Source organism: Actinoplanes subglobosus, assembly GCF_042650585.1.
In the GTDB taxonomy this organism is placed as follows: Bacteria; Actinomycetota; Actinomycetes; order Mycobacteriales; family Micromonosporaceae; genus Actinoplanes; species Actinoplanes subglobosus.
In genome coordinates this window covers 1-18,821 of the sequence record NZ_JBHSBL010000010.1, presented here as the reverse complement: position 1 = coordinate 18,821, position 18,821 = coordinate 1, and the positions used below count along the sequence as shown (strand labels likewise).

Genomic DNA, 18,821 nt, shown 5'->3' with positions numbered 1-18,821 from the left:
CTGTACGGGAGGAATGCCCGGTGCGATCGGTACTCCCGCCGGGAATCGCCCGCCGGCTCTGGCAGATCCTGGCCGTGATCGGGATCATCGCCACGGGTCTCTACACACTCTTCCCGTCCTCGGCGATCGCTGACGCGTCGTTCGCCCTGCTGGCCATCCTCGTCATGGCCGCCTGCGTGATCGGTCCGCTGCGCTGGGGTGCCGAACCGCCGGAGGCCTGGCGGTCGATGGCCGCCGCCGCGATCCTGTTCATGGTCGGCGTGCTGATCCGGCCGACGGTCACCGAGATGGCCATGCCCTGGCCGCTGCTCGCCGACATCGCCTCGTTCAGCGGCTACCTCCTGCTCGGCGCGTTCGTGCTGATCCTCCTGCACCGGCGAGGCAGTCTCGACCGGCACGCCGCGCTGGACGGCCTGACCGTCTGCATGTCCGCCGGCGTCGCGAGCGCCCTGCTCCTGGCCCTGCCCGCCGCCGAGGTCCCCGGCCGGGAGCCGCTGCTCTCGGTCATCCAGGGCATGTATCCGCTGTTCGACGTGATGGTCGTGCTGCTGATGGTGAACCTCACCTTCACCGCGAAGCACTGGCCGGTCAGCCTGATCGGGCTGCTCGTCATGATGACCGGCATCTTCATCGGCGACCTGGCCTACGCGATCGAGGGCACCGACGGCAAGGTGTACGCGTCACCGCTGCTCAACGTGCCGTTCATGCTCGCCTACACCGCTCTCGGGGTGGCCGCGCTGCACCCGTCGGTGGTGGACATGGGCCGGGCCGCGAAACTGCCCGCCCAGGCCTGGTCGTGGCCACGCCTGTCGCTGCTGCTGCCGGCCCTGGCCGTGCCGTTCGCCCTGCTGCCGACCCACGTCTCGGCGTCGACCACCGCCCGGGTCCTGATCGCCCTGGCCGGCGCGCTGTCGGTGGTGCTGCTGCTGGTCCGGGCCATCTCCGCGGTCCGCGCCCAGGTCGCCGCCCAGTTGCGCTCGGAGCACCAGGCCACCCACGACCCGCTGACCGGGCTGCCCAACCGGCAGTCCATGTCGTCGGAGGTGGCGCGCCTCGTCACGGTCGTCGACCCGGAGGGCCACGACCGGGTCTGGGTCTACATGCTCGACCTGGACGGCTTCAAGTGGGTCAACGACTCGTGGGGTCACGACACCGGTGACCAGCTGGTCATCGAGGTGGGACGGCGGCTGCGGGCGGCCGTCCCGATCGCCATCCCGGTCGCCCGGGTCGGCGGCGACGAGTTCCTGCTCGCCTTCATCGGTGAGAAGGGCGGGGCGCTGCGCCTGGTCGACGACATCCGCGGCTGCTTCTCCCGGCCGTTCCCGGTCCGCGACCACGACGTGGTGATCAGCGCGTCGATCGGCATCTCGCACGCGGCCGCCGATCCGGTGAACGCCGCGGTCACCGCCGAGGCGCTGATGCGCGACGCCGACACCGCGATGTACCGGGCCAAGGGCGAGGGCCCGGGCCGGTCCACCATCTTCGACACCAGCATGCACGCCCAGGTCCGCGAACGGATCGAGCTGGAGGTGGCGTTGCGGCAGGCGCTCGCCGACGAGCAGTTGTACGTGGCCTACCAGCCCCTGGTGCGCCTGGACACCGGTGTCCCGCTCGGCGCCGAGGCGCTGGTCCGCTGGGTGCACCCGGAGCGCGGGCCGATCCCGCCGATGACGTTCATCCCGATCGCCGAGGACGCCGGCCTGATCAACGCGATCGGCACCTGGGTGCGCAAGGAGGCACTGCGCCAGCTCGGCGTGTGGCGTTCGGAGGGCAGTGTCAGCGAGGACTTCTACCTGTCGATCAACGTGTCGCCGCGCCAGCTGTCCGACCCGGAACTGCCGCTGATCGTCTCCGGCGAGATGCTGCGGTACGGCGTACCCGCGCACTGCGTGGCCCTGGAGATGACCGAGTCGGTGATGGTGGACGGCTCCAGCGTCACCTCGCGGGTCCTCTTCGAACTGCGCGAACTCGGGGTGAAGCTGCTCGTCGACGACTTCGGCACGGGTTTCTCGGCCCTGGGCTACCTCCGTCGTTTCCCGGTCACCGGCGTCAAGATCGACCGCTCGTTCGTGACCGGCCTCGGTGTCAACCACGAGGACGACGAGATCGTCCGCGCGGTCGTCGCGATGAGCCACGCCCTCGGGCTCTCGGTGATCGCCGAGGGAGTCGAGACACCGCTGCAGCGGGAGGCGCTGTGGGCGGTCGGGGTGGTCAACGGCCAGGGCTGGCTCTGGGGCGCCGCGGTGCCGGCCGATGAGTTCGCGCAGCGCTGGCGGGACGCGATCATCCAGTCGGCGGAGGCCCCGGCGATCGCCGCGGACCCGGCCGCGGGCCGGCGGCACCGCCGCCGGCCGCAGTGAGGTCTCAGACCCGGGCGACGCGACGGTCCGAGCCACCGTCCGGACGGCCCCGGTTGTAGCCGGAACGCCGCTCCTCCCGCCGGAACGGGGCGTCGCTCTTCGGGAACTCGTACATCCAGAACGACTGGGCGTCCAGCCTGGTCGGTTGCGCCCGGCCGGCCTCGGCGGCCCGGCTCAGGATCACCGCGATCATCCGGGGCAGCTGGTGGCGTTCCTCGTTGAACGAGCAGATGTCGAAGAACACCTTGCCGTCCACCTCGCCGATCGGGGCGTACATGGCCCGCTGCAGCGCGACGAAGACACCCTGGCCCCGATGGCCCAGCGCGGAACCGGCGAACAGGCAGTAGAACAGGCGGCGCTGCTCGTACAGCTCGGGGAAGTGGTATTGGAAGTAGTCCGCCGAGATCAGCGGGATCGACTCCAGTTCGTTGGTCAGCGTGCCCATGCCGATCACCGCGCCGTCCTCGTCGTCCAGCGCCACGTATTTGCCGATCCGTTTGTCGGCCATCACCTCGTCGAACTCGCTCCGGTACATCAGATGCCGGTTGATCGCGAGAAACCGCAGGTCACTGAAGCAGTCCTTGTAGAACTCCCAGGACTCGTCGAGCAGCTCGGCCGGCAGCTCGGGCATGATCTCCAAGCGCATGTCGCCCCCTCTCGCAGACAAACCTTCCAGGGACCCCGGCCCCGTGCGGGCAACTCCGGCAATTCACCGGGTAGAAAGCGGGTATGCGCTTCGCGACCTGGAACGTCAACTCGGTCAAGGCCCGGCTGCCCCGCCTGCTCGACTGGCTGGCCGGCACCGCCCCCGACGTCGTGTGCCTGCAGGAGACCAAGGTCGCCGCGGACGGCTTCCCGGAGAAGGAGGTCGCCGAGCTGGGATACGGGACGGCCGCGTACGGCCAGGGCCGCTGGAACGGTGTGGCGATCCTCTCCCGGATCGGCCTCGACGACGTGCGCCACGGATTCGCCGGGGAACCCGGGTACCCCGGTCCGGAGGCGCGGGCCGTCAGCGCCCGGTGCGGCGGGATCCGTTTCATGTCGGTGTACGTGCCGAACGGCCGCACCCCGGAGGACCCGCACTACACCTACAAGCTCCAGTGGCTGGCCGCCCTCCGCGACGCCCTGGTCCCCGACCTGGCGGCCGGCCCGCTGGTGGTGGCCGGCGACTACAACGTGGCCCCCACCGACGCCGATGTGTGGGACGTCACGGTCTTCGCCGGATCCACCCACGTGACGCCGCCGGAACGGGCCGCCCTCGCCGCGATCCGGGACATCGGGCTCGCCGACGTGCCGGCACGGCCGCTCAAGGGCGACCACCCCTTCACCTACTGGGACTATCGCGCGGGGATGTTCCACCAGAACAAGGGCATGCGCATCGATCTGGTCTACGGCAGCGCCGAGGTGGCCGGGCGGGTGTCCGACGCGTACGTCGACCGCGAGGCCCGCAAGGGCAAAGGCCCCTCCGACCACGCCCCGATCGTGGTTGATCTGACCGACTGAAAACGAATGCACGTAGGCTGGGGTCGATCCTGACGAATCGGCGGGTGAAGGACAGGAGGCAGCGATGTCAGCACGGACCCCGGCGGTCGCTCCGGCACCCGCCCTGCTCACCGCCGTTTTCGAGGCCGCCTCCGAGCCCATGGTGCTCTGTGCCGCGGCCGGCGACGTGGTGGTGATGGCCAACGCGGCGGCCCGCCGTCTGCTCCCCGCCGCCCGGCCCGGCGACGCCCTCCCCGCGCCGCTGCCCGCCGGTGGCGCCGACTCGTTCCAGGCCGACCACGACGGCCGCCGGCTGTACGGGATGCGCCGCCGTGTCGACGGCGACCACTACGCGTGGTTCCTGCGGGACCGGACCGAGTCGGCCGCGCTGGAGGTGGAGCGGTCACGGACGGCGTTCCTGGCCGAGGCCGGCCGCCGGCTGTCCGCCTCGCTGCACGTGCGCCGCTGCGTCCGGACCACCGTGGAGCTCGCCGCCGCACACCTGGCCGAGGCCGCCATGGTGGTCCTGCCCCCGCGCCGGCGGCAGAGCGACTGGATCCGGTTGCTGCCCGGCCGGCCCGCCGAGGAGGGCACCCTCCGCGAGCCGACCCTCGGCGAGGTGCCCGGCCTGCTGGAGGCGCTCGGCGGGTTCCCGCCCATCCCGAGCCGCTGGCTCGACCCCGGGCAGGCCCCGCCGTGGCTGGTGCCGGCCGGGTTCGGTCCGGTCGGCGCGCTGCTGGTGATCCCGCTGCCCGGCACCGCCGAACCGGCCGGTGCCCTGATCCTGGCCCGCTGCGGCCCCGGCGCCACGTTCACCGCCGAGGACGAGGGGCTGGCCCGGGTGTTCGCGGCCCGCGCCGGTGCGGCGATCGCCGCGGCCATGCTCTACCGCGAGCAGGTCGACACCACGACCGTGCTGCAGGCCGACCTGCTGCCGCCGGAGCTGCCCCGGCCCGACGGTTTCGAGCTGGCCGGCTCCTACCAGCCGGCCGGCGACGGGATGCGGATCGGCGGCGACTTCTACGACGTGTTCGGCCCGTCCGGCGGTGCCACCGACACCGTCATCGCGCTCGGCGACGTCTGCGGCACCGGCCCCGAGGCCGCGGTCCTCACCGGCAAGATCCGCCAGACGCTGCGGGCGCTGCGCCTGGTGCGGACCGAGCCGGCGGCCATGCTCACCGTGCTCAACGAGGCGCTGCTGCAGTCGGCCCGGCAGCCCCGGTTCGTCACCATGGTGGTCGGTTCGGTGACCCGCGCCGACCACGGCCGGGTCCGGCTCGAGCTGGCCAGCGGCGGCCATCCCGCCCCGCTGGTGCTGCGCGCCGACGGCCGGGTCGAGGAGGTCCCGACCAGCGGCACCCTGATCGGCGTGCTCCCGAGGACGGTGGTGCGGCCCGCCTCGGCCGAGCTGGCCCCCGGCGAGTTGTGCCTGCTCTACAGCGACGGCCTGACCGAGGCGCGGGGCGGCCCGGCCGGCACCGAGCAGTTCGGCGAGGACCGCCTGCACCAGGCACTCGCCGAGTGCCGCGGCATGCCGGCGGCGGCGACCCTCGACCGGATCCGGCAGCTCGTCTCCGACTGGGTGCACGGCGGCGGCTCCGACGACATCGCGATGCTCGCGGTCCGCGCCCCGGCCCGCACCCCGCTCAGCCTGCGCGGCGGCGGCGCCCCCACCACGTCGCCGTATGTGATCGCCGCCCGCCGAGGCGACCGCCGCCCCCGGAGCCGCCCGTGATCGCGCCCGGAGCGACCCTCACTCCGATCACGCCGCGTGTCGCCGACACCTACCTCGAACTGGTCTCCGACGGTGACGAACACGGCGCCGTCGGCCTGGTCTCCGCGCTCCTCGACGACGGCGTCCCCGCCCAGCGGATCATCGTCGACCTGATCGGTGGCGCCCAGCGGCGCGTCGGCGAGCTCTGGGCCGCCAACCAGTGGTCGGTCGCCCGCGAGCACGCCGCCACCGCCGTCGGCGAACGGGCCCTGGCCGCCGTCGCCGCGCGCACCCTCCGCCAGCCGCACCGCGGCCGGATCGCCCTGGCCTGCGTCGACGGCGAGTGGCACGGCCTGCCCGCCCGGATGTTCGCCGAGCTCCTGCGCCTGGACGGCTGGCGTGTCGACTTCCTCGGCGCCAGTGTCCCGGGCCGCCACCTGATCGTCCACCTGCACCAGACCGGCCCGGACGCGGTCGCCCTGAGCTGCTCGATCCCGACCCGTCTGCCGCGGGCGCACGCCGCGATCACCGCCTGCCGCGCCGCGGGCCTGCCGGTGATCGCCGGCGGCCGGGGTTTCGGTCCCGGCGGCCGCTACGCCGAGCGGCTCGGTGCCCAGGCCTGGGCCGCGACCGGCGAGGACGCCGTGGCCCGGCTCGCCACCGACTGGCCCCCGCGCAACGTCACGGACCTGCCTCTTCCCGACGACGAGTCCTTCCTCGGCGACGAGGAGTACACGCATCTGGTCCGCTGCCGCCCCCAGCTGATCGCGACCGCGATGGACCGCCTGCCGATCGCGTATCCGCCGGCAGCCGACTACGACCACGCCCAGCTCGACGCCACCACCGAGGACATGGGCCACATCGCCGACTTCCTCGCGGCCGCCCTCTACCTGGCCGAGCCGGACATCTTCCTGGACTTCACCTCCTGGACCGCCGGGGTCCTGGCCGCCCGCAACGTCCCGGCCACCGCCCTGAGTCTCGGCCTGAGCCTCATCCGCGACCAGCTCGTCGACTTCCCGGCCGCCACCGCGATGCTCTCCGCGGCCTTGGACGAACTTCCCTGAGGGGTACGGCCACACCTCCCCCGACCGCACCACACCGTCCCGGAGCTCCCTCGCGACGTCCGCGTCCCCTCCGGACCGCAACGCCACCGCCGGGCTGAGGGCGGCCCCTCCCGCCCGTACCGAATAAATGGGTGGTGGCCCACGGGAGGCCGGATTACCGTGGGCGCCATGCTGTGATGCCTTCCCGACCGCCGCCTGCCGCCCGCCGATTCTCGTGCCGGGGCCGCGGGCCGCGTTGTCTCCGTTCGCCGAGCCCGGCCGGAGTGGGTTGATCCACGCGTTTCTCCGTTCCGGGTTCCGGCATGTCCGGGCGGTGTCGCATCGCCCGGGCCCACGGCCGGGGTCTCCTGGACAGACGACCGTCCGGCCGTCGCCGAATCGCGCATTCACCCTGGCCACGCACCGTGTCGCGTGGTCGTTTCCGGTTCCCCTGAGGGAGCCGCGGAGGAGGTCGCCCTATGCCTGCCAAACCGTTTTCCGTGCACGTGAACCTCGACGAGATCGCCCAGCAGGACATCGCCGCGGCGCTGCGCCCGGCCACCGGCAAGGGTGGCGCCGACGATCAGCAGGACGGCCCGGCCACGACGCACCACGGCGCCCGGGATGCCCGCCAGGCGGCCCGGGACCGTTCCGGCCGTGATCACGCCGGGCGGGCCGGCAACGCTTCCGGCGGCCGCTCCTACGCGTTCCGCCGCAGCTGATCCGGCACCCGGCCGGGAGATGATCGATGCCCGGCACCGCATGGCGCGGTGCCGGGCATCGGCATGAGAGTAGCCGCGGCCCGGGGTCCGGACCGCGGCACAGGAGCGAACCGGGAACGCGCCGCGGGAAGAGCCGGGCGTGGGGACGTCTCAGCCCAGCTGGACGTAGATGTCGTCGAGCTGCCCGTGGTACATGTCGCTGTCCTTGGCGAAGTTGGGCCCGCCGACGCGCAGCGGCATGGTGTTGTCGACGGCGACGGTCGCCGGGAGGGTGACGCGGCCGCCGGCGACGCCGTCGACGGAGACGGCCAGGGTGGTGCCGGTGCGCTCGCAGACGATGCGGTGCCAGTTGCCGTCGGCGACCGGGCGCGCGGACAGGGCGGAGAACGTCTGCCCGGTGCTGCGGGCGACCATGACGCACTGCGCACGCCCGGTGCGGCCGGTGACCTGCATCTTCCACTGGCTCTCGGCGTTGGCGACGCCCTTCTGCATGACGTTGGCGTTGCCGCTGAGCTGGGCGGTGGTGAGCCGGACGCTGGCCGCCCACTTGAAGTTGCGGACGCCGGGGTCGAGGTCGGCGTCGTCGGGCGCTTCGAGGAGCGCCTTGGCGCAGGTCGGTGCCGTGCTGGCGCAGACGCCGGGGAACGACGCGTACCGGTTGGTGCCTTCGGTGGTGATGGAGACCTGGCCGTTGGCGGCGCCGCGGATGGTGAGGGCGGCGCCGCGCCCGGAGAGGTCGGAGATCTTGCCATCGGTCGCGCCACCGTCGAAGTTGTAGCGGGCGACCAGGGCCGGAGCGATCGGGTCGTCGGACGCGTTCGCGGGCGCGCCGAGCAGGGGCAGGGTGAGGAGTGCGGTCAGGGCCGAGAGCCTGCGAAGTTTCATGAGAGAAACATGCCGTATTGGGCGTTTTGGTGCATAAAGTGCCTGAAAATGTAGATCTAACGGGTCATCAGAGCAGACCCTCGGTCTCCGCGATCAGGCAGACCGCGACCAGGCGCAGCAGCGGGAACCCGGCCGCCAGCCACTCCGCGCCGGACATCGGGGCGAAACCGGGCTCCGGCAGCGGGCGGCCCATCCGGACGGCACCGGCCGCCAGGGACCGGGCGTAGGCCGCGAGCCCCTCGGCGTCGGCCACCCGGCCGGCACCGTGGAGGGCGTCCCGGACCGCGGCGGCATGCTGGTCGAGACGGGCGAGGAGGGCCGGCTCGGCGAACGCGGCGGTGAGTCCGTCGACCCCGACCCGGGCCATCATCTCGTCGAGGTAGGCGCCGGCGGGGCGGACGGCGGAAACGGCGGCGAACGGGGCGGCGAAGTTCGTCATGCCGAGAAACCTAATGGCCGCCGTCCGGCCACGACAGAGGCGTGACCGAACGGCACCGAGGGCGCACCGACCTGCAACCGGCTACAGCGGAAGAGCGTCCATCGCCTTGAATATCCGCTTGTCAGAGACGGTGTACGCGGTCCCGAGAGCCTGCGCGAAGTAGTTGATCCGCAGCTCCTCGATCATCCAACGGATCTCGCGCAATCCCTCCTCGGCGGGACCGTTCGCGGGTGCCGAGTTCCTCAGTTCGCGGTACTCCGCCTCGATCTCGTGAATCTGTGTGGTCAACTGACGGTCCCGGCCCAGGCTGCCGCCGAGCCGGTCCAGCCGGTGCACGATGCCGCGCAGATAACGGGGCATCTGGTGCAGCTGCCGCCAGCCGGTCTCGGTGACGAAGCCGGGGTGGACCAGGCCCTTGAGCTGCTGGCGGATGTCGGCCAGAGCGGGCAGCATCGACGGGTCCCGCAGCGACTTGAGGCGCTGCTCCACGTCGTACGCCGTGGACAGCACCGCCTGCACCTGGGTGACCAGGTTGGCGACGGCGTCGACGAGATCCTGCCGCACGGTGTCCCGCAGCGACGCGAACTCGACCGACGACCACACCGGCCCCCCGGCCTCGGCGACGAGCCGGTCCACGGCCGCGCCCGCGCAGTCGTCGAGCAGATCCGCGATCGACCTGTACGGGTTGGCCCGCGACAGTTCGAGCTTGGCCCGGTTGTCGAGCCGGCCCTGCAGGAACCGGGCCGCCGGCGGCAGCGTGAGCAGCAGCAGCCGCCGTGTCCCGGCGACCATCGCGACCCGCTGGGACGCCTCGTCCTCGAACACCCGGATCGCCACACTGTCGCCCTCGTCGACGAGCGCCGGCCACACGTTGACCTGGTAGCCGCCACGCACCTGGGCGACCCGCCGGGGCAGCACGCCGAAGTCGTTGGCGGTGATGCCGCGCCGCTCCAGGTTGCCGGCCGCCTTCGAGATGGTGGCCTGCACCTTGGGCGCCAGCTGCCGGCGCAGCACGTCGAGGTCGCGGCCCTCGCCGACGGTCTCGCCTGCGTCGTTGACCACCCGGAAGTTGACCCGCAGATGGTCCGGCACCTGGTCGGGCCGCCAGGCGTCCCGCGGGACGACGGTACCGGTGAGCCGCCGCAGCTCGTTGCCGATGGCGTCGGGCAGCGGACCGCGCCGCGCCGGAACCCGGTCGAGGACGGCCTCGGCCCAGTCCGGCACCGGCACGAAGCTGGTGCGCAGATGCTTGGGCAGGGCCCGGATCAGCCCGATCACGACATCCTTGCGGAAGCCGGGCACCGACCAGCCGAAGTCGTCCGCGTCGATCTTGTTGAGGAGTTCGAGCGGGACGGTCGCGGTCACGCCGTCGGACGGGGTGTTGGGCTCGAACGTGTAGGACAGCGACATCCGCACGCCGTTGCTGATCCACGCGTCCGGGAAAGCCTGCGGATCGACGGTGTCCCGGCCCGAGTTGACCAGGTCGTCACGGGTGAAGGTGAGCAGATCCGGATTTTCGTGCCGGGCTTTCTTCCACCACCCGTCGAAATGCCGCGCCGACACCACCTCGGCCGGGATCCGCGCGTCGTAGAGGGCGTAAACGGTCTCGTCGTCGACGGCGATGTCCCGCCGGCGGGCGCGGTTCTCGGTTTCGGTGATCCGTTCGAGGAGCCGTTTGTTCTCACTGAAGAACTTGTGGTGGGTCTCCCAGTCGCCCTCGACGAGCGCGTGCCGGATGAAGAGTTCCCGGGAGACGACCGGATCGACCCGCCCGTATCCGACACGGCGCCGCGGAACGATCGGCAAACCGTACAGCGTGACCTTCTCGAACGCCATGACGGCGCCCATCTTCCGGTCCCAGTGCGGTTCGCTGTAACTGTGCTTGACCAGGTGCGGAGCGAGTTTCTCGGCCCATTCCGGCTCGATCCGCGCATTGACCCGGCCCCACAGCCGGCTGGTCTCCACCAGTTCGGCCGACATCACCCAGCGCGGCTGGCGCTTGAACAACGCCGAACCGGGGAACACCGCGAACTTGGCACCACGGGCGCCGATGTATTCGCGTTTCTCCTGATCCTTCATGCCGATGTGGCTGAGCAGACCCGCGAGCAGTGCGGTGTGCACCGGTTGTGACGCGACGCCCGCCTCCCAGTTCTCCGTCAAGGACAGATCGAGGGTACGGGCGACCTGCTTCAGCTGCGAGTAGATGTCCTGCCACTCCCGGACCCGCAGATAGTTCAGGAATTCGCTGCGGCACAGCCGGCGGAACTGGTTGCCGGAGAGCTCCTGCTGTTTCTCCCGCAGATAGCGCCACAGGTTGAGATAGCTGAAGAAGTCCGATTCCTTGTCGACGAACCGCGCATGCTTCTCGTCGGCCTGCTGCTGTTTCTCGGCGGGCCGCTCCCGTGGGTCCTGGATCGACAGGGCCGCCGCGATGACCATCACCTCGGCCGTGCACTCCTGCCGGTCGCCCTCGATGACCATGCGGGCCAGCCGCGGGTCGACGGGGAGCTGGGCGAGCTGGCGGCCCATCGGGGTGAGCTTGCGGTCGTCGAGGGCGCCGAGCTCCTCCAGGAGCTTGACGCCGTCGGTGATGTTGCGCCGGTCCGGCGGGTCGATGAACGGGAACCTCTGCAGGTCGCCGAGCCCCAGGTTGGTCATCTGCAGGATGACGCTGGCCAGGTTGGTGCGCAGGATCTCCGGCTCGGTGAACTCGGGGCGCTGCTCGAAGTCCTCCTCCGAGTAGAGCCGGATGCAGATGCCGTCGGAGGTGCGCCCGCAGCGGCCCTTGCGCTGGTTGGCGCTGGCCTGCGAGACCGGCTCGATCGGCAGTCGCTGCACCTTGAGCCGGTGGCTGTAACGGCTGATCCGGGCCGAGCCGGGGTCGATCACATACTTGATGCCGGGCACCGTCAGCGAGGTCTCGGCGACGTTGGTGGCGAGCACGATCCGCCGCTCGCTGTGCCGTTCGAAGACCCGGTGCTGCTCGGCGGCACTGAGGCGGCCGTAGAGCGGGACCACCTCCGTACCCCGCAGATTCTTCTTGTTCAGTGCGTCGGCGGTGTCGCGGATCTCCCGCTCGCCGGAGAGGAAGACCAGGATGTCGCCGTCGGTGGGGAACTCGTCGACGGCGGCCGCGATCCCGTCGACCTGGTCGATCGGCTCCTCACGGATCTCGTCGTCCTCGAGCACCGTGGTGGTCAGCAGCGGCCGGTAGCGCACCTCGACCGGATAGGTCCGGCCGGACACCTCGATCACCGGCGCCGGTTTGCCCGACGCGTCGGCGAAGTGCGACGCGAACCGCTCGGTCTCGATCGTCGCCGACGTGATGACCAGCTTGAGGTCGGGCCGTTTCGGCAGCAGCTCACGCAGGTAGCCGAGGATGAAGTCGATGTTGAGGCTGCGCTCGTGCGCCTCGTCGATGATCAGCGTGTCGTACCGGTGCAGCATCCGGTCGTTCTGGATCTCGGCCAGCAGGATGCCGTCGGTCATCACCTTGACCATGGTGTCGTCGCTCACCTGATCGGTGAACCGCACCTTGTAACCGACCGTCGAGCCGAGCGGCCGGTCCAGCTCCTCGGCGATCCGCTCCGCCACCGTGCGCGCCGCGATCCGACGCGGCTGGGTGTGCCCGATCTGGCCGCGGATGCCGCGCCCCAGCTCCATGCAGATCTTCGGGATCTGGGTGGTCTTGCCGGACCCGGTCTCACCGGCGACCACGACCACCTGGTGGTCACGGATCGCGGCGGCGATGTCGTCCCGGCGGGCGCTGACCGGCAGACTCTGCGGATACGTGATGCGCGGCACCGACGCGATCCGGCTCTCCAGCCGCAGGCGGGCCCGCTCGGTCTCGGCGGTGATCTCGGCGAGCGCCGCGGACCGGGCGTCGTCGTCACGGATGCGCCTGGTCCCGTCGAGACGGCGCTGGAGCCGCCGCTGGTCACGGGGAAGCAGCTCGGAGATCTGGGCGCGCAGGGTGGCGACAGGCGTTATCGACATGGCGGGCCAAGGATAGGCGCAAGTGGCCGGAAACGCCTGGTGATTAACGCCGCCCCGTGTCCCGCGGGGACCATCTCTCGATATATCGGATGACGTCGTGACGGATGGCGTCGCACGCATGCGAGAAGAACGGGGCCGACAGTGATCGTAGTCGCGGAGGATCACGACGACATCCGGTACGTGCTCAAACGCTCCCTGGAACGGGCCGGGCACCGGGTCGTGGCCGCGGCCGACGGGCGGACCGCGCTGGCGGCCATCCGGGAGCACCAGCCCGACCTGGTCGTCACCGACGTCGACATGCCGAACATGACCGGCCTGGACCTGTGCCGGGCGATCCGGGCCGACGACACCCTGCGGCACATCCCGATCGTGGTGGCCAGCGGCTCACTGATGCCCGGCGACAGCCGGGCCGAGGACGCCGGCGCCTCGGCCACGCTGCTCAAACCGTTCGTCCCGGCCCAGTTGCTGGCGCTGGTCACCCGGCTCCTGCCGCCCCGGGTGACCTCCGAGAGCTAGTTGTCCCGGCGCTCGGGGACGGGGGCGCGGAGCCGGCCGGGTGCGGGATCACCGGCCGGCACCGGGCCGGGCGGCATGGCGAGCCCGGGCAGGCGCGCCGCCTCCATCAGGGCGGCCCGTTCGGCCAGGGCACGTTCCAGGGCCTCGCGGACGGCCTCGTCGTCCTGGGGGGCTCCGGAGTCGGTACCGGTCATGTCACTGTCCTCCGTGGTCTCGGCGGCGGGGAGGGTGAACCAGAAACGCGTACCCCCGCCGGGGTTGTCGGTGATGCCGATCTCGCCGCCGTGGCGCTTGACGATGCGCTGGCAGATGGTGAGGCCGAGGCCGGTCCCGGCGTAGCCGGCGGCCGCCTCGGTCCGGTGGAAGGTCTCGAAGACGTGGGGTTTGTCGGCGTCCGGGATGCCGATGCCGGAATCGGCGACCTCGATCCGCACCCAGCCCGGCCCGGCCGGCCCGCCGGTCACCGCGACCCGGGGCACGGTGCCCGCACGGACGTACTTGATCGCGTTGCCGATCAGGTTGTCCAGGACGTGCCGCAGCATCCCCGGGTCGGCACGCACCGGCGGCAGCGGTTCCAGCGACCACCGCGGTGGCGTCTGGTCGGTTCCGAGCCCGGTGGTCCGTTCGTCGATGATCTCCCGGATCATCAGCGCCGGGTCGACGGTGACCTCCCGCAGCGGGGCGTCGCGTGCCGTGCTGTAGGCGAGCAGCGTCTCGATCAGCGCGTCCATCCGGTCGACGGCCCGGACGATCCGGCGCAGCCCGTCGCGGACGTCGGCGGACTCCGGCCATCCGTCCGGCACGTCCTCCAGGACGAGTTCGGCGTGGCCGCGGATCAGCGCGAGCGGTGACTTGAGGTCGTGCGCCACCACGCCCGCGAAGATCGACAGGTCGGACTCGTAGCGGCGCAGGTCGGTGATGTCCCGGCAGACCGCGACCGCACCGTGCTCGCCGGCGCTCGGGTCCAGGGGCCGTCCGTCGATGCTGAGCAGCACACCTTCGGGCTTGGCCGGGTTGCGGATGACCACCTCCACGCCGTCGGTGGACTCGCCGCCCAGGGCCCGGATCAGCGGCATCTCCTCCAGCGGGAACGGGGTCCGGCCGTCCGGGCGGTAGGCCCCGTAGTGCTCCTGCCAGTCCTCGGGCCCGTCCGGCCGTTGCGCGATGCCGAGCAGCCGCCGCGCCGCCGGGTTCTCCAGCAGCACGGCCCCCCGCGAGTCGACCACGATGACGCCGTCGCTGATGGTCACCATGATCGCGCCGAGCAGTTCGGCCTGGCGGCGGCTGCCGGCCTCGGCCTCGCGCAGGCTGGCGGTGGCCGCCTCGACCTGCGAGCGGGCCCGGGCCCGGCCGGTCGCCAGCACGTGGACCAGCCAGGCCAGCAGCGCGGTGAGGGCCAGCCCGCCGCCCAGGGCGACGGCCGGCAGGTACCACCCGGCACCGGCCAGCTGCCGGGAGTCGCCGTGGGTCTCCAGGATCCACTCCTGGTCCGGGCCCACCTCGACGGTTCCGGTGCGGCTGAGGTCCCGGTCGCCCTTCCCGGTCCACTCGGCGACGGTGTGCCGGGTCTGGTCGGCGTCGACCGAGATGAGCTCGCCGGAGATCTGCCCGAGCGGGCTGAGGATCCGGTCGAGGAAGGTGCCACCGCGCAGGCCGGAGGCGACCCAGCCGAGGAACCGCGGAGTGTTCTCCCGGGTCCACACCGGCGCGGCGAAGATGAAGGACTCCTGTTGCTCGGCGACCGGTCTCTGCCGGTCACGCATCAGGACGTAGGCGTCGGACACGGTCAGCCGGTGCGTGTCCCGGGCGGTGCGCAGGGTCGTCGCCAGCGGTTCGATCGCGCCACCGTCGGCGCCGGAGCGCATGCCCTGCTCGTTCTCGTCGAGCTTGCGGACGAAGACACCGAAGAAGTGCTCGTCGACGGACGGGTCGGGACGAAACGTCAGGCCCAGGGAGCCACGGTCGCGCCACAGCCGCTGGGTCCGCTCCAGCTCGGCGGTGGGCACCGCGACGACGAACGCCACCGGTGCCGCCCCGATCAGGTCGGCGTCGACCAGCGGCTCGGTCGCGACGTCGAAGTCCTCCCAGGTCAGTTCGGGGTCGTTGACGATCCCGGCGGCCAGGGTCTCGATCAGCCCGCGGTAGCGCTGGGTCTCGGTGCGGATCGCGGCCAGCGCCGTCTCGTGCCGCTTGGTCATCTCCTTGGCGGCGGCGTCCTGCTGCGCCGAGTAGAGGCCGGCGGCGGTCAGGACGGTGGCGACGAGGCCGACCAGCAGAACGGAGACGGAGAGCAGCGGACCGGTGGCCCGCCGCGCTCCGTGCTCCCGTTGCTCCACCATAAGGAGCGTAAGCCGCGAACTACTTCCAGGTGTCGTACCGGTACAAGTCGTAGTTCGTCATGATCTTAGTAATCTTGTCGTAGTAGTTGGGGTCGGTGGCGTACCCGGCCTTCCACACCGCCATGATGAACTTGTTGGCGTCCTTCGTGTGGGCGAAGGCCGGCGCGTACCGCTTGTTGTTGCGCAGGAAGTGGCCGTGGTCGCGGAACGACCGGCCCATCGACGCGTACGTGCGGAAGGCGTCCGACGTCGCGAAACACTTGCCGGCCTTGTCACACTCGGTGGTCTCGTAGACGTGGCAGCCGTTGGCGTGCGGGCCGTAGTTGCCGTTCTGGCACTTGATGCCGAAGTAGTTGCGGTCCACCGCGGACAGGCCGCTGCGGCCCCAGCCCGACTCCAGGATCGCCTGGGCGATGGTCACCGAGGCCGGTACGCCGTACTCCCGCCAGCCCTGCTGGGCGCCCGGCACGGCGGACGCGATGAACTGCGCCGGCGTCTGTGCCGGAACCGTCGGGGCGGGAGCGGGCGTGGCCGGCGGGCAGGCCTTCACCGTGCCGGAGACCACGTAGGCGTGCGACACGTACCGCCCGTCGCTCAGCCGGTCCCACAGCGTGGTGGTGCGCACCGTGCCCTTGACCTTGGCACCGGCCACCGCGCAGACGATCTTCACGGTCGAGCCGTCGGCGGCCTTGCGGACGACCGCGTGCAGCGTCGACGGGCCGGTCCGCACGTTGACCGCGCCGTCGCTGGTCCGGATCCGGCCGGTCACGTGGACCGGCGAGCCGACCGACGTGACGCAGGCCGGGATGGCCGCCGACGTGCGCACGTAGGCGTGTGACACGTACCGCCCGTTGGTCAGCCGGTCCCACTGGTCGGTGGTGCGGACCTTCCCGGTGACCTTCTGCCCGGTGACGGCGCAGTCGACGGCGACCTTCCGGCCGTCGGCGAGCGTGCCCACCACGGCCGCGCTCCAGCTCGGTCCCGAGCGCACCTTGAGCTCGCTGTTCACGTCGATCGTCGCGGAGATCCCGGCAGCCTGGGCGGCTGCGGGTGAACCGGCAAGCCCGGCCCCGGCGGCGAGCACCAGCAGCGCGCCGGTGAGCAGTCGTCGGGTGGTGTGCCCCATGAAGACGTCCCCTTCGTTCCGGCAGAGCCGGATGTATCCGTCGGCATCGGATACGAAGGTCCGTCCCGGGCGTTGCGCCCACCGGGCCCGATCGGGTGCGCGCACGTTGCGGCGTGCTTGGAAATCGGCCCGACGGGGAAAGGCGGTGTCCGCATCGTCAGTACGCCAGGAGGTCCGAGATGACGGCCGTCGCGTCCCGCCCGGTCACCACCACCACCGCACCCGTACGCACCCCGGGCCGCACGTGGCACACCGTCAGCCCCCTGCTCGTCGCCGCGCTGGCGGCCGGTGGGGCCTACGCCGTGCACCGGCTGTTCGTCGGCACCCCGCTGGGCCAGGCCATCGACACCGCGGCACTGCGGGGCGGCGACTTCGACCATCCGCGGGTCAGCGAGGTGCTCACCCGTACCCTCGACGCCACCCGCCTCGCCTCGCTCGCACTGGTGTGCGTCCTCGCCGCGGCGTTCGGCGTGGTCCGCCGCCGCCTCGACCTGGCGCTCGCCGCGGTGTTCGTGGTGGTCGCCGCCAACCTGATCACCCAGCAGCTGAAGGCGAACCTGGACCGACCCCTGCTCGACGACTTCCCGGCGCCGAACTCGTGGCCCAGCGGCCACGCCACCGCCGCCGCGTCGGTCGCGTTCGTGCTGGTCCTGGTCTTCCCCCGGGCGCTGCGGGGGATGGTCGGCGTGGTCGGTGCCGCCTATGTGGCGATCGTCGCGGTGGCCACCGTCTGGGCCGAGTGGCACCGGCCCAGTGACGTCATCGCGGCCCTGCTGATCGTGCTGGCCTGCGGCTCACTGGCCGTCTTCGGGGTGCGCCTGGGCCGCCCCGGCCCGCAGAGCCGCATCCACCTGCCGAACCGCCTGGTCATCGTCGCCCTCGCGGTCGCCGGCGCCCTCGCCACCGCGGCCGGGGTGTTCGGCATGGCCTCGGTGGCCCTCTCCGAACGCGCCCTGCCCGACCTGGTGTCCGGGCGCTTCGCCTTCCTCACCGGCACCGCCGGCATCGTGGCCGCCACGGCCGCGACGTTCATCGTCTGGGTGCGGCTCACCGCCGCCGAACCGGCGGACCGGCCCGCAACCCCTTCCGGAGGCACCGCATGACCACCTCGCCCCACGACGCCACACCGGCACCGGCGGCCGACGACCGTACCGTCGCGATCCCGGCGAACGAGACCACCGCGCCGATCGCACCCGCCGAGTCACCGACCGCCCCGATCCCGCCGCAGCCCGGCCCCACCGGCTCGACCGCGCCGGCCGGACACGCCGTCCCGCCGGCACCGGATTTCGCGCCCGGCACCGCCGTTCCCCCTGGTCCGGCGGGCTCGGTACCGTCCCTGCCGGCCCAGACGACCGGAACCGGTCTCGCGACCGGGCCCACCGTCGTGGTCGGCACCTACCCCGACTACGCGATGGCCCAGCAGGCGGTCGATCACCTGTCGGACAACAGGTTCCCGGTGGAGCGGACGTCGATCGTCGGCACCGACCTGCGCCTGGTCGAGAACGTCCTGGGCCGCCTCACGGTCACCCGGGCGGCCGGCGCGGGCGCCGCGAGCGGCGCCTGGTTCGGTCTGCTGATCGGCCTGTTCTTCGGGATCTTCAGCGACTCCAGCTGGCTGGCCGTCCTGTTCACCACGGTGATCATCGGCGCGGTCTGGGGTGCGATCTTCGGCGCCATCGCCCATGCCGCGACCGGCGGCCGCCGCGACTTCACGTCGCGCAGCTCCCTGGTGGCCGCCACCTACGAGGTGCACGCCGCCGCCGACGTCGCCGACGAGGCCCGCACGCTCCTGATCAGCCTGAACTGGCAGGCGAGCGGCGCCAAGTGATCTCCCGGCCCGCGGACCTCTCCCGGTTCGCGGGCCGTTTCCCCACCCTCTTCCGGTACGCGCCGGGCAGCCCTCGACCGCAACCGACGCTCAGTCGGTCAGCTGGCGCCGCAGTTTGGCGAGGGCCTTGGTCAGCAGGCGGGAGACGTGCATCTGCGAGATGCCGATCTGGTCGGCGATCTGGCTCTGGGTCAGGTTGCCGTAGAAGCGGAGCGTCAGGATCTTCTGCTCGCGCGGATCGAGACTCGCCATCGCCGGCCCGAGCGCGACCCGGGTCTCGGCGATCTCGAACTCGTGGTCCTCGGCACCCAGGGTGTCGCCCAGCTCGGTGGTCCCGTCGGCGCTGATCGGCGTGGAGAGCGAGGTCGCGT

15 protein-coding genes are annotated in these 18,821 nt (G+C 71.8%); 8 read left to right on the top strand and 7 right to left on the bottom strand.

The genetic code is table 11. The annotated features are described in order from the left end of the window. Positions 1–20: 20 nt before the first annotated feature. Positions 21–2,360: a putative bifunctional diguanylate cyclase/phosphodiesterase gene (locus ACFO0C_RS10455; protein ID WP_378066384.1), complete on the top strand. Its 2,340-nt coding sequence runs from the start codon at positions 21–23 to the stop codon at positions 2,358–2,360. Between the two features lie 4 nt (positions 2,361–2,364). On the opposite strand, the gene ACFO0C_RS10450 is transcribed toward ACFO0C_RS10455, so the two are convergent. After that, complete coding sequence (locus ACFO0C_RS10450) at positions 2,365–3,006, bottom strand: hypothetical protein (protein WP_378066383.1); 642 nt, start codon at positions 3,004–3,006, stop codon at positions 2,365–2,367. Between the two features lie 83 nt (positions 3,007–3,089). Here ACFO0C_RS10450 and ACFO0C_RS10445 point away from each other — a divergent pair, with 83 nt between their 5' ends. The 4 genes from ACFO0C_RS10445 to ACFO0C_RS10430 all read left to right on the top strand — a co-directional run bounded on the left by ACFO0C_RS10445 (position 3,090) and on the right by ACFO0C_RS10430 (position 7,321). Further along, positions 3,090–3,863: an exodeoxyribonuclease III gene (locus ACFO0C_RS10445; protein ID WP_378066382.1), complete on the top strand. Its 774-nt coding sequence runs from the start codon at positions 3,090–3,092 to the stop codon at positions 3,861–3,863. A gap of 64 nt (positions 3,864–3,927) precedes the next feature. After that, positions 3,928–5,577, top strand: coding sequence for a PP2C family protein-serine/threonine phosphatase (locus ACFO0C_RS10440; RefSeq protein WP_378066381.1), 1,650 nt, complete (start codon positions 3,928–3,930; stop codon positions 5,575–5,577). Then, positions 5,574–6,620 (top strand): cobalamin B12-binding domain-containing protein, encoded by a 1,047-nt coding sequence (locus ACFO0C_RS10435; protein ID WP_378066380.1) that lies wholly within the window; start codon positions 5,574–5,576, stop codon positions 6,618–6,620. Before ACFO0C_RS10440 ends, ACFO0C_RS10435 begins: the two co-directional genes overlap by 4 nt. Before the next feature lie 458 nt (positions 6,621–7,078). Beyond that, a complete protein-coding gene (locus tag ACFO0C_RS10430) occupies positions 7,079–7,321 on the top strand; it encodes a hypothetical protein (RefSeq protein WP_378066379.1) in 243 nt (80 codons plus the stop codon). A gap of 150 nt (positions 7,322–7,471) precedes the next feature. Here the strand turns inward: ACFO0C_RS10430 and ACFO0C_RS10425 are convergent, their stop codons facing one another. The 3 genes from ACFO0C_RS10425 to hrpA all read right to left on the bottom strand — a co-directional run bounded on the left by ACFO0C_RS10425 (position 7,472) and on the right by hrpA (position 12,641). Further along, a complete protein-coding gene (locus tag ACFO0C_RS10425; protein WP_378066378.1) occupies positions 7,472–8,206 on the bottom strand; it encodes a LamG-like jellyroll fold domain-containing protein in 735 nt (244 codons plus the stop codon). A 67-nt stretch (positions 8,207–8,273) separates the two neighbouring features. Then, the gene (locus ACFO0C_RS10420; protein ID WP_378066377.1) at positions 8,274–8,645 is read right to left on the bottom strand and encodes a DUF6401 family natural product biosynthesis protein; all 372 of its coding nucleotides are present in this window, start codon (positions 8,643–8,645) and stop codon (positions 8,274–8,276) included. Between the two features lie 81 nt (positions 8,646–8,726). Beyond that, positions 8,727–12,641, bottom strand: a complete 3,915-nt coding sequence (hrpA, locus tag ACFO0C_RS10415; protein ID WP_378066376.1) for an ATP-dependent RNA helicase HrpA — start codon at positions 12,639–12,641, stop codon at positions 8,727–8,729. 141 nt (positions 12,642–12,782) lie between these two features. Here hrpA and ACFO0C_RS10410 point away from each other — a divergent pair, with 141 nt between their 5' ends. Next, entirely contained in the window at positions 12,783–13,157 is a 375-nt protein-coding gene (locus tag ACFO0C_RS10410) for a response regulator (RefSeq protein ID WP_378066375.1), read from the top strand. Here the strand turns inward: ACFO0C_RS10410 and ACFO0C_RS10405 are convergent. Together ACFO0C_RS10405 and gsmA are read right to left on the bottom strand one after the other, a co-directional pair. Beyond that, positions 13,154–15,496: an ATP-binding protein gene (locus ACFO0C_RS10405; protein ID WP_449190918.1), complete on the bottom strand. Its 2,343-nt coding sequence runs from the start codon at positions 15,494–15,496 to the stop codon at positions 13,154–13,156. The genes ACFO0C_RS10410 and ACFO0C_RS10405 overlap by 4 nt on opposite strands. Before the next feature lie 19 nt (positions 15,497–15,515). Beyond that, positions 15,516–16,622: a sporangiospore maturation cell wall hydrolase GsmA gene (gene gsmA, locus ACFO0C_RS10400; protein WP_378066373.1), complete on the bottom strand. Its 1,107-nt coding sequence runs from the start codon at positions 16,620–16,622 to the stop codon at positions 15,516–15,518. Positions 16,623–16,801: 179 nt separating this feature from the next. Between gsmA and ACFO0C_RS10395 the strand changes: the two genes are divergently transcribed. Together ACFO0C_RS10395 and ACFO0C_RS10390 are read left to right on the top strand one after the other, a co-directional pair. Further along, positions 16,802–17,725, top strand: a complete 924-nt coding sequence (locus ACFO0C_RS10395; protein ID WP_378066372.1) for a phosphatase PAP2 family protein — start codon at positions 16,802–16,804, stop codon at positions 17,723–17,725. A gap of 233 nt (positions 17,726–17,958) precedes the next feature. Further along, on the top strand, positions 17,959–18,450 hold the full coding sequence (locus ACFO0C_RS10390; protein ID WP_378066481.1) for a general stress protein: 492 nt from the start codon (positions 17,959–17,961) through the stop codon (positions 18,448–18,450). Positions 18,451–18,540: 90 nt separating this feature from the next. Here ACFO0C_RS10390 and ACFO0C_RS10385 read toward each other — a convergent pair. Next, positions 18,541–18,821, bottom strand: a 281-nt coding sequence (locus ACFO0C_RS10385) for a sigma-70 family RNA polymerase sigma factor (RefSeq protein ID WP_378066371.1), incomplete at its 5' end; no start/stop codon positions are given.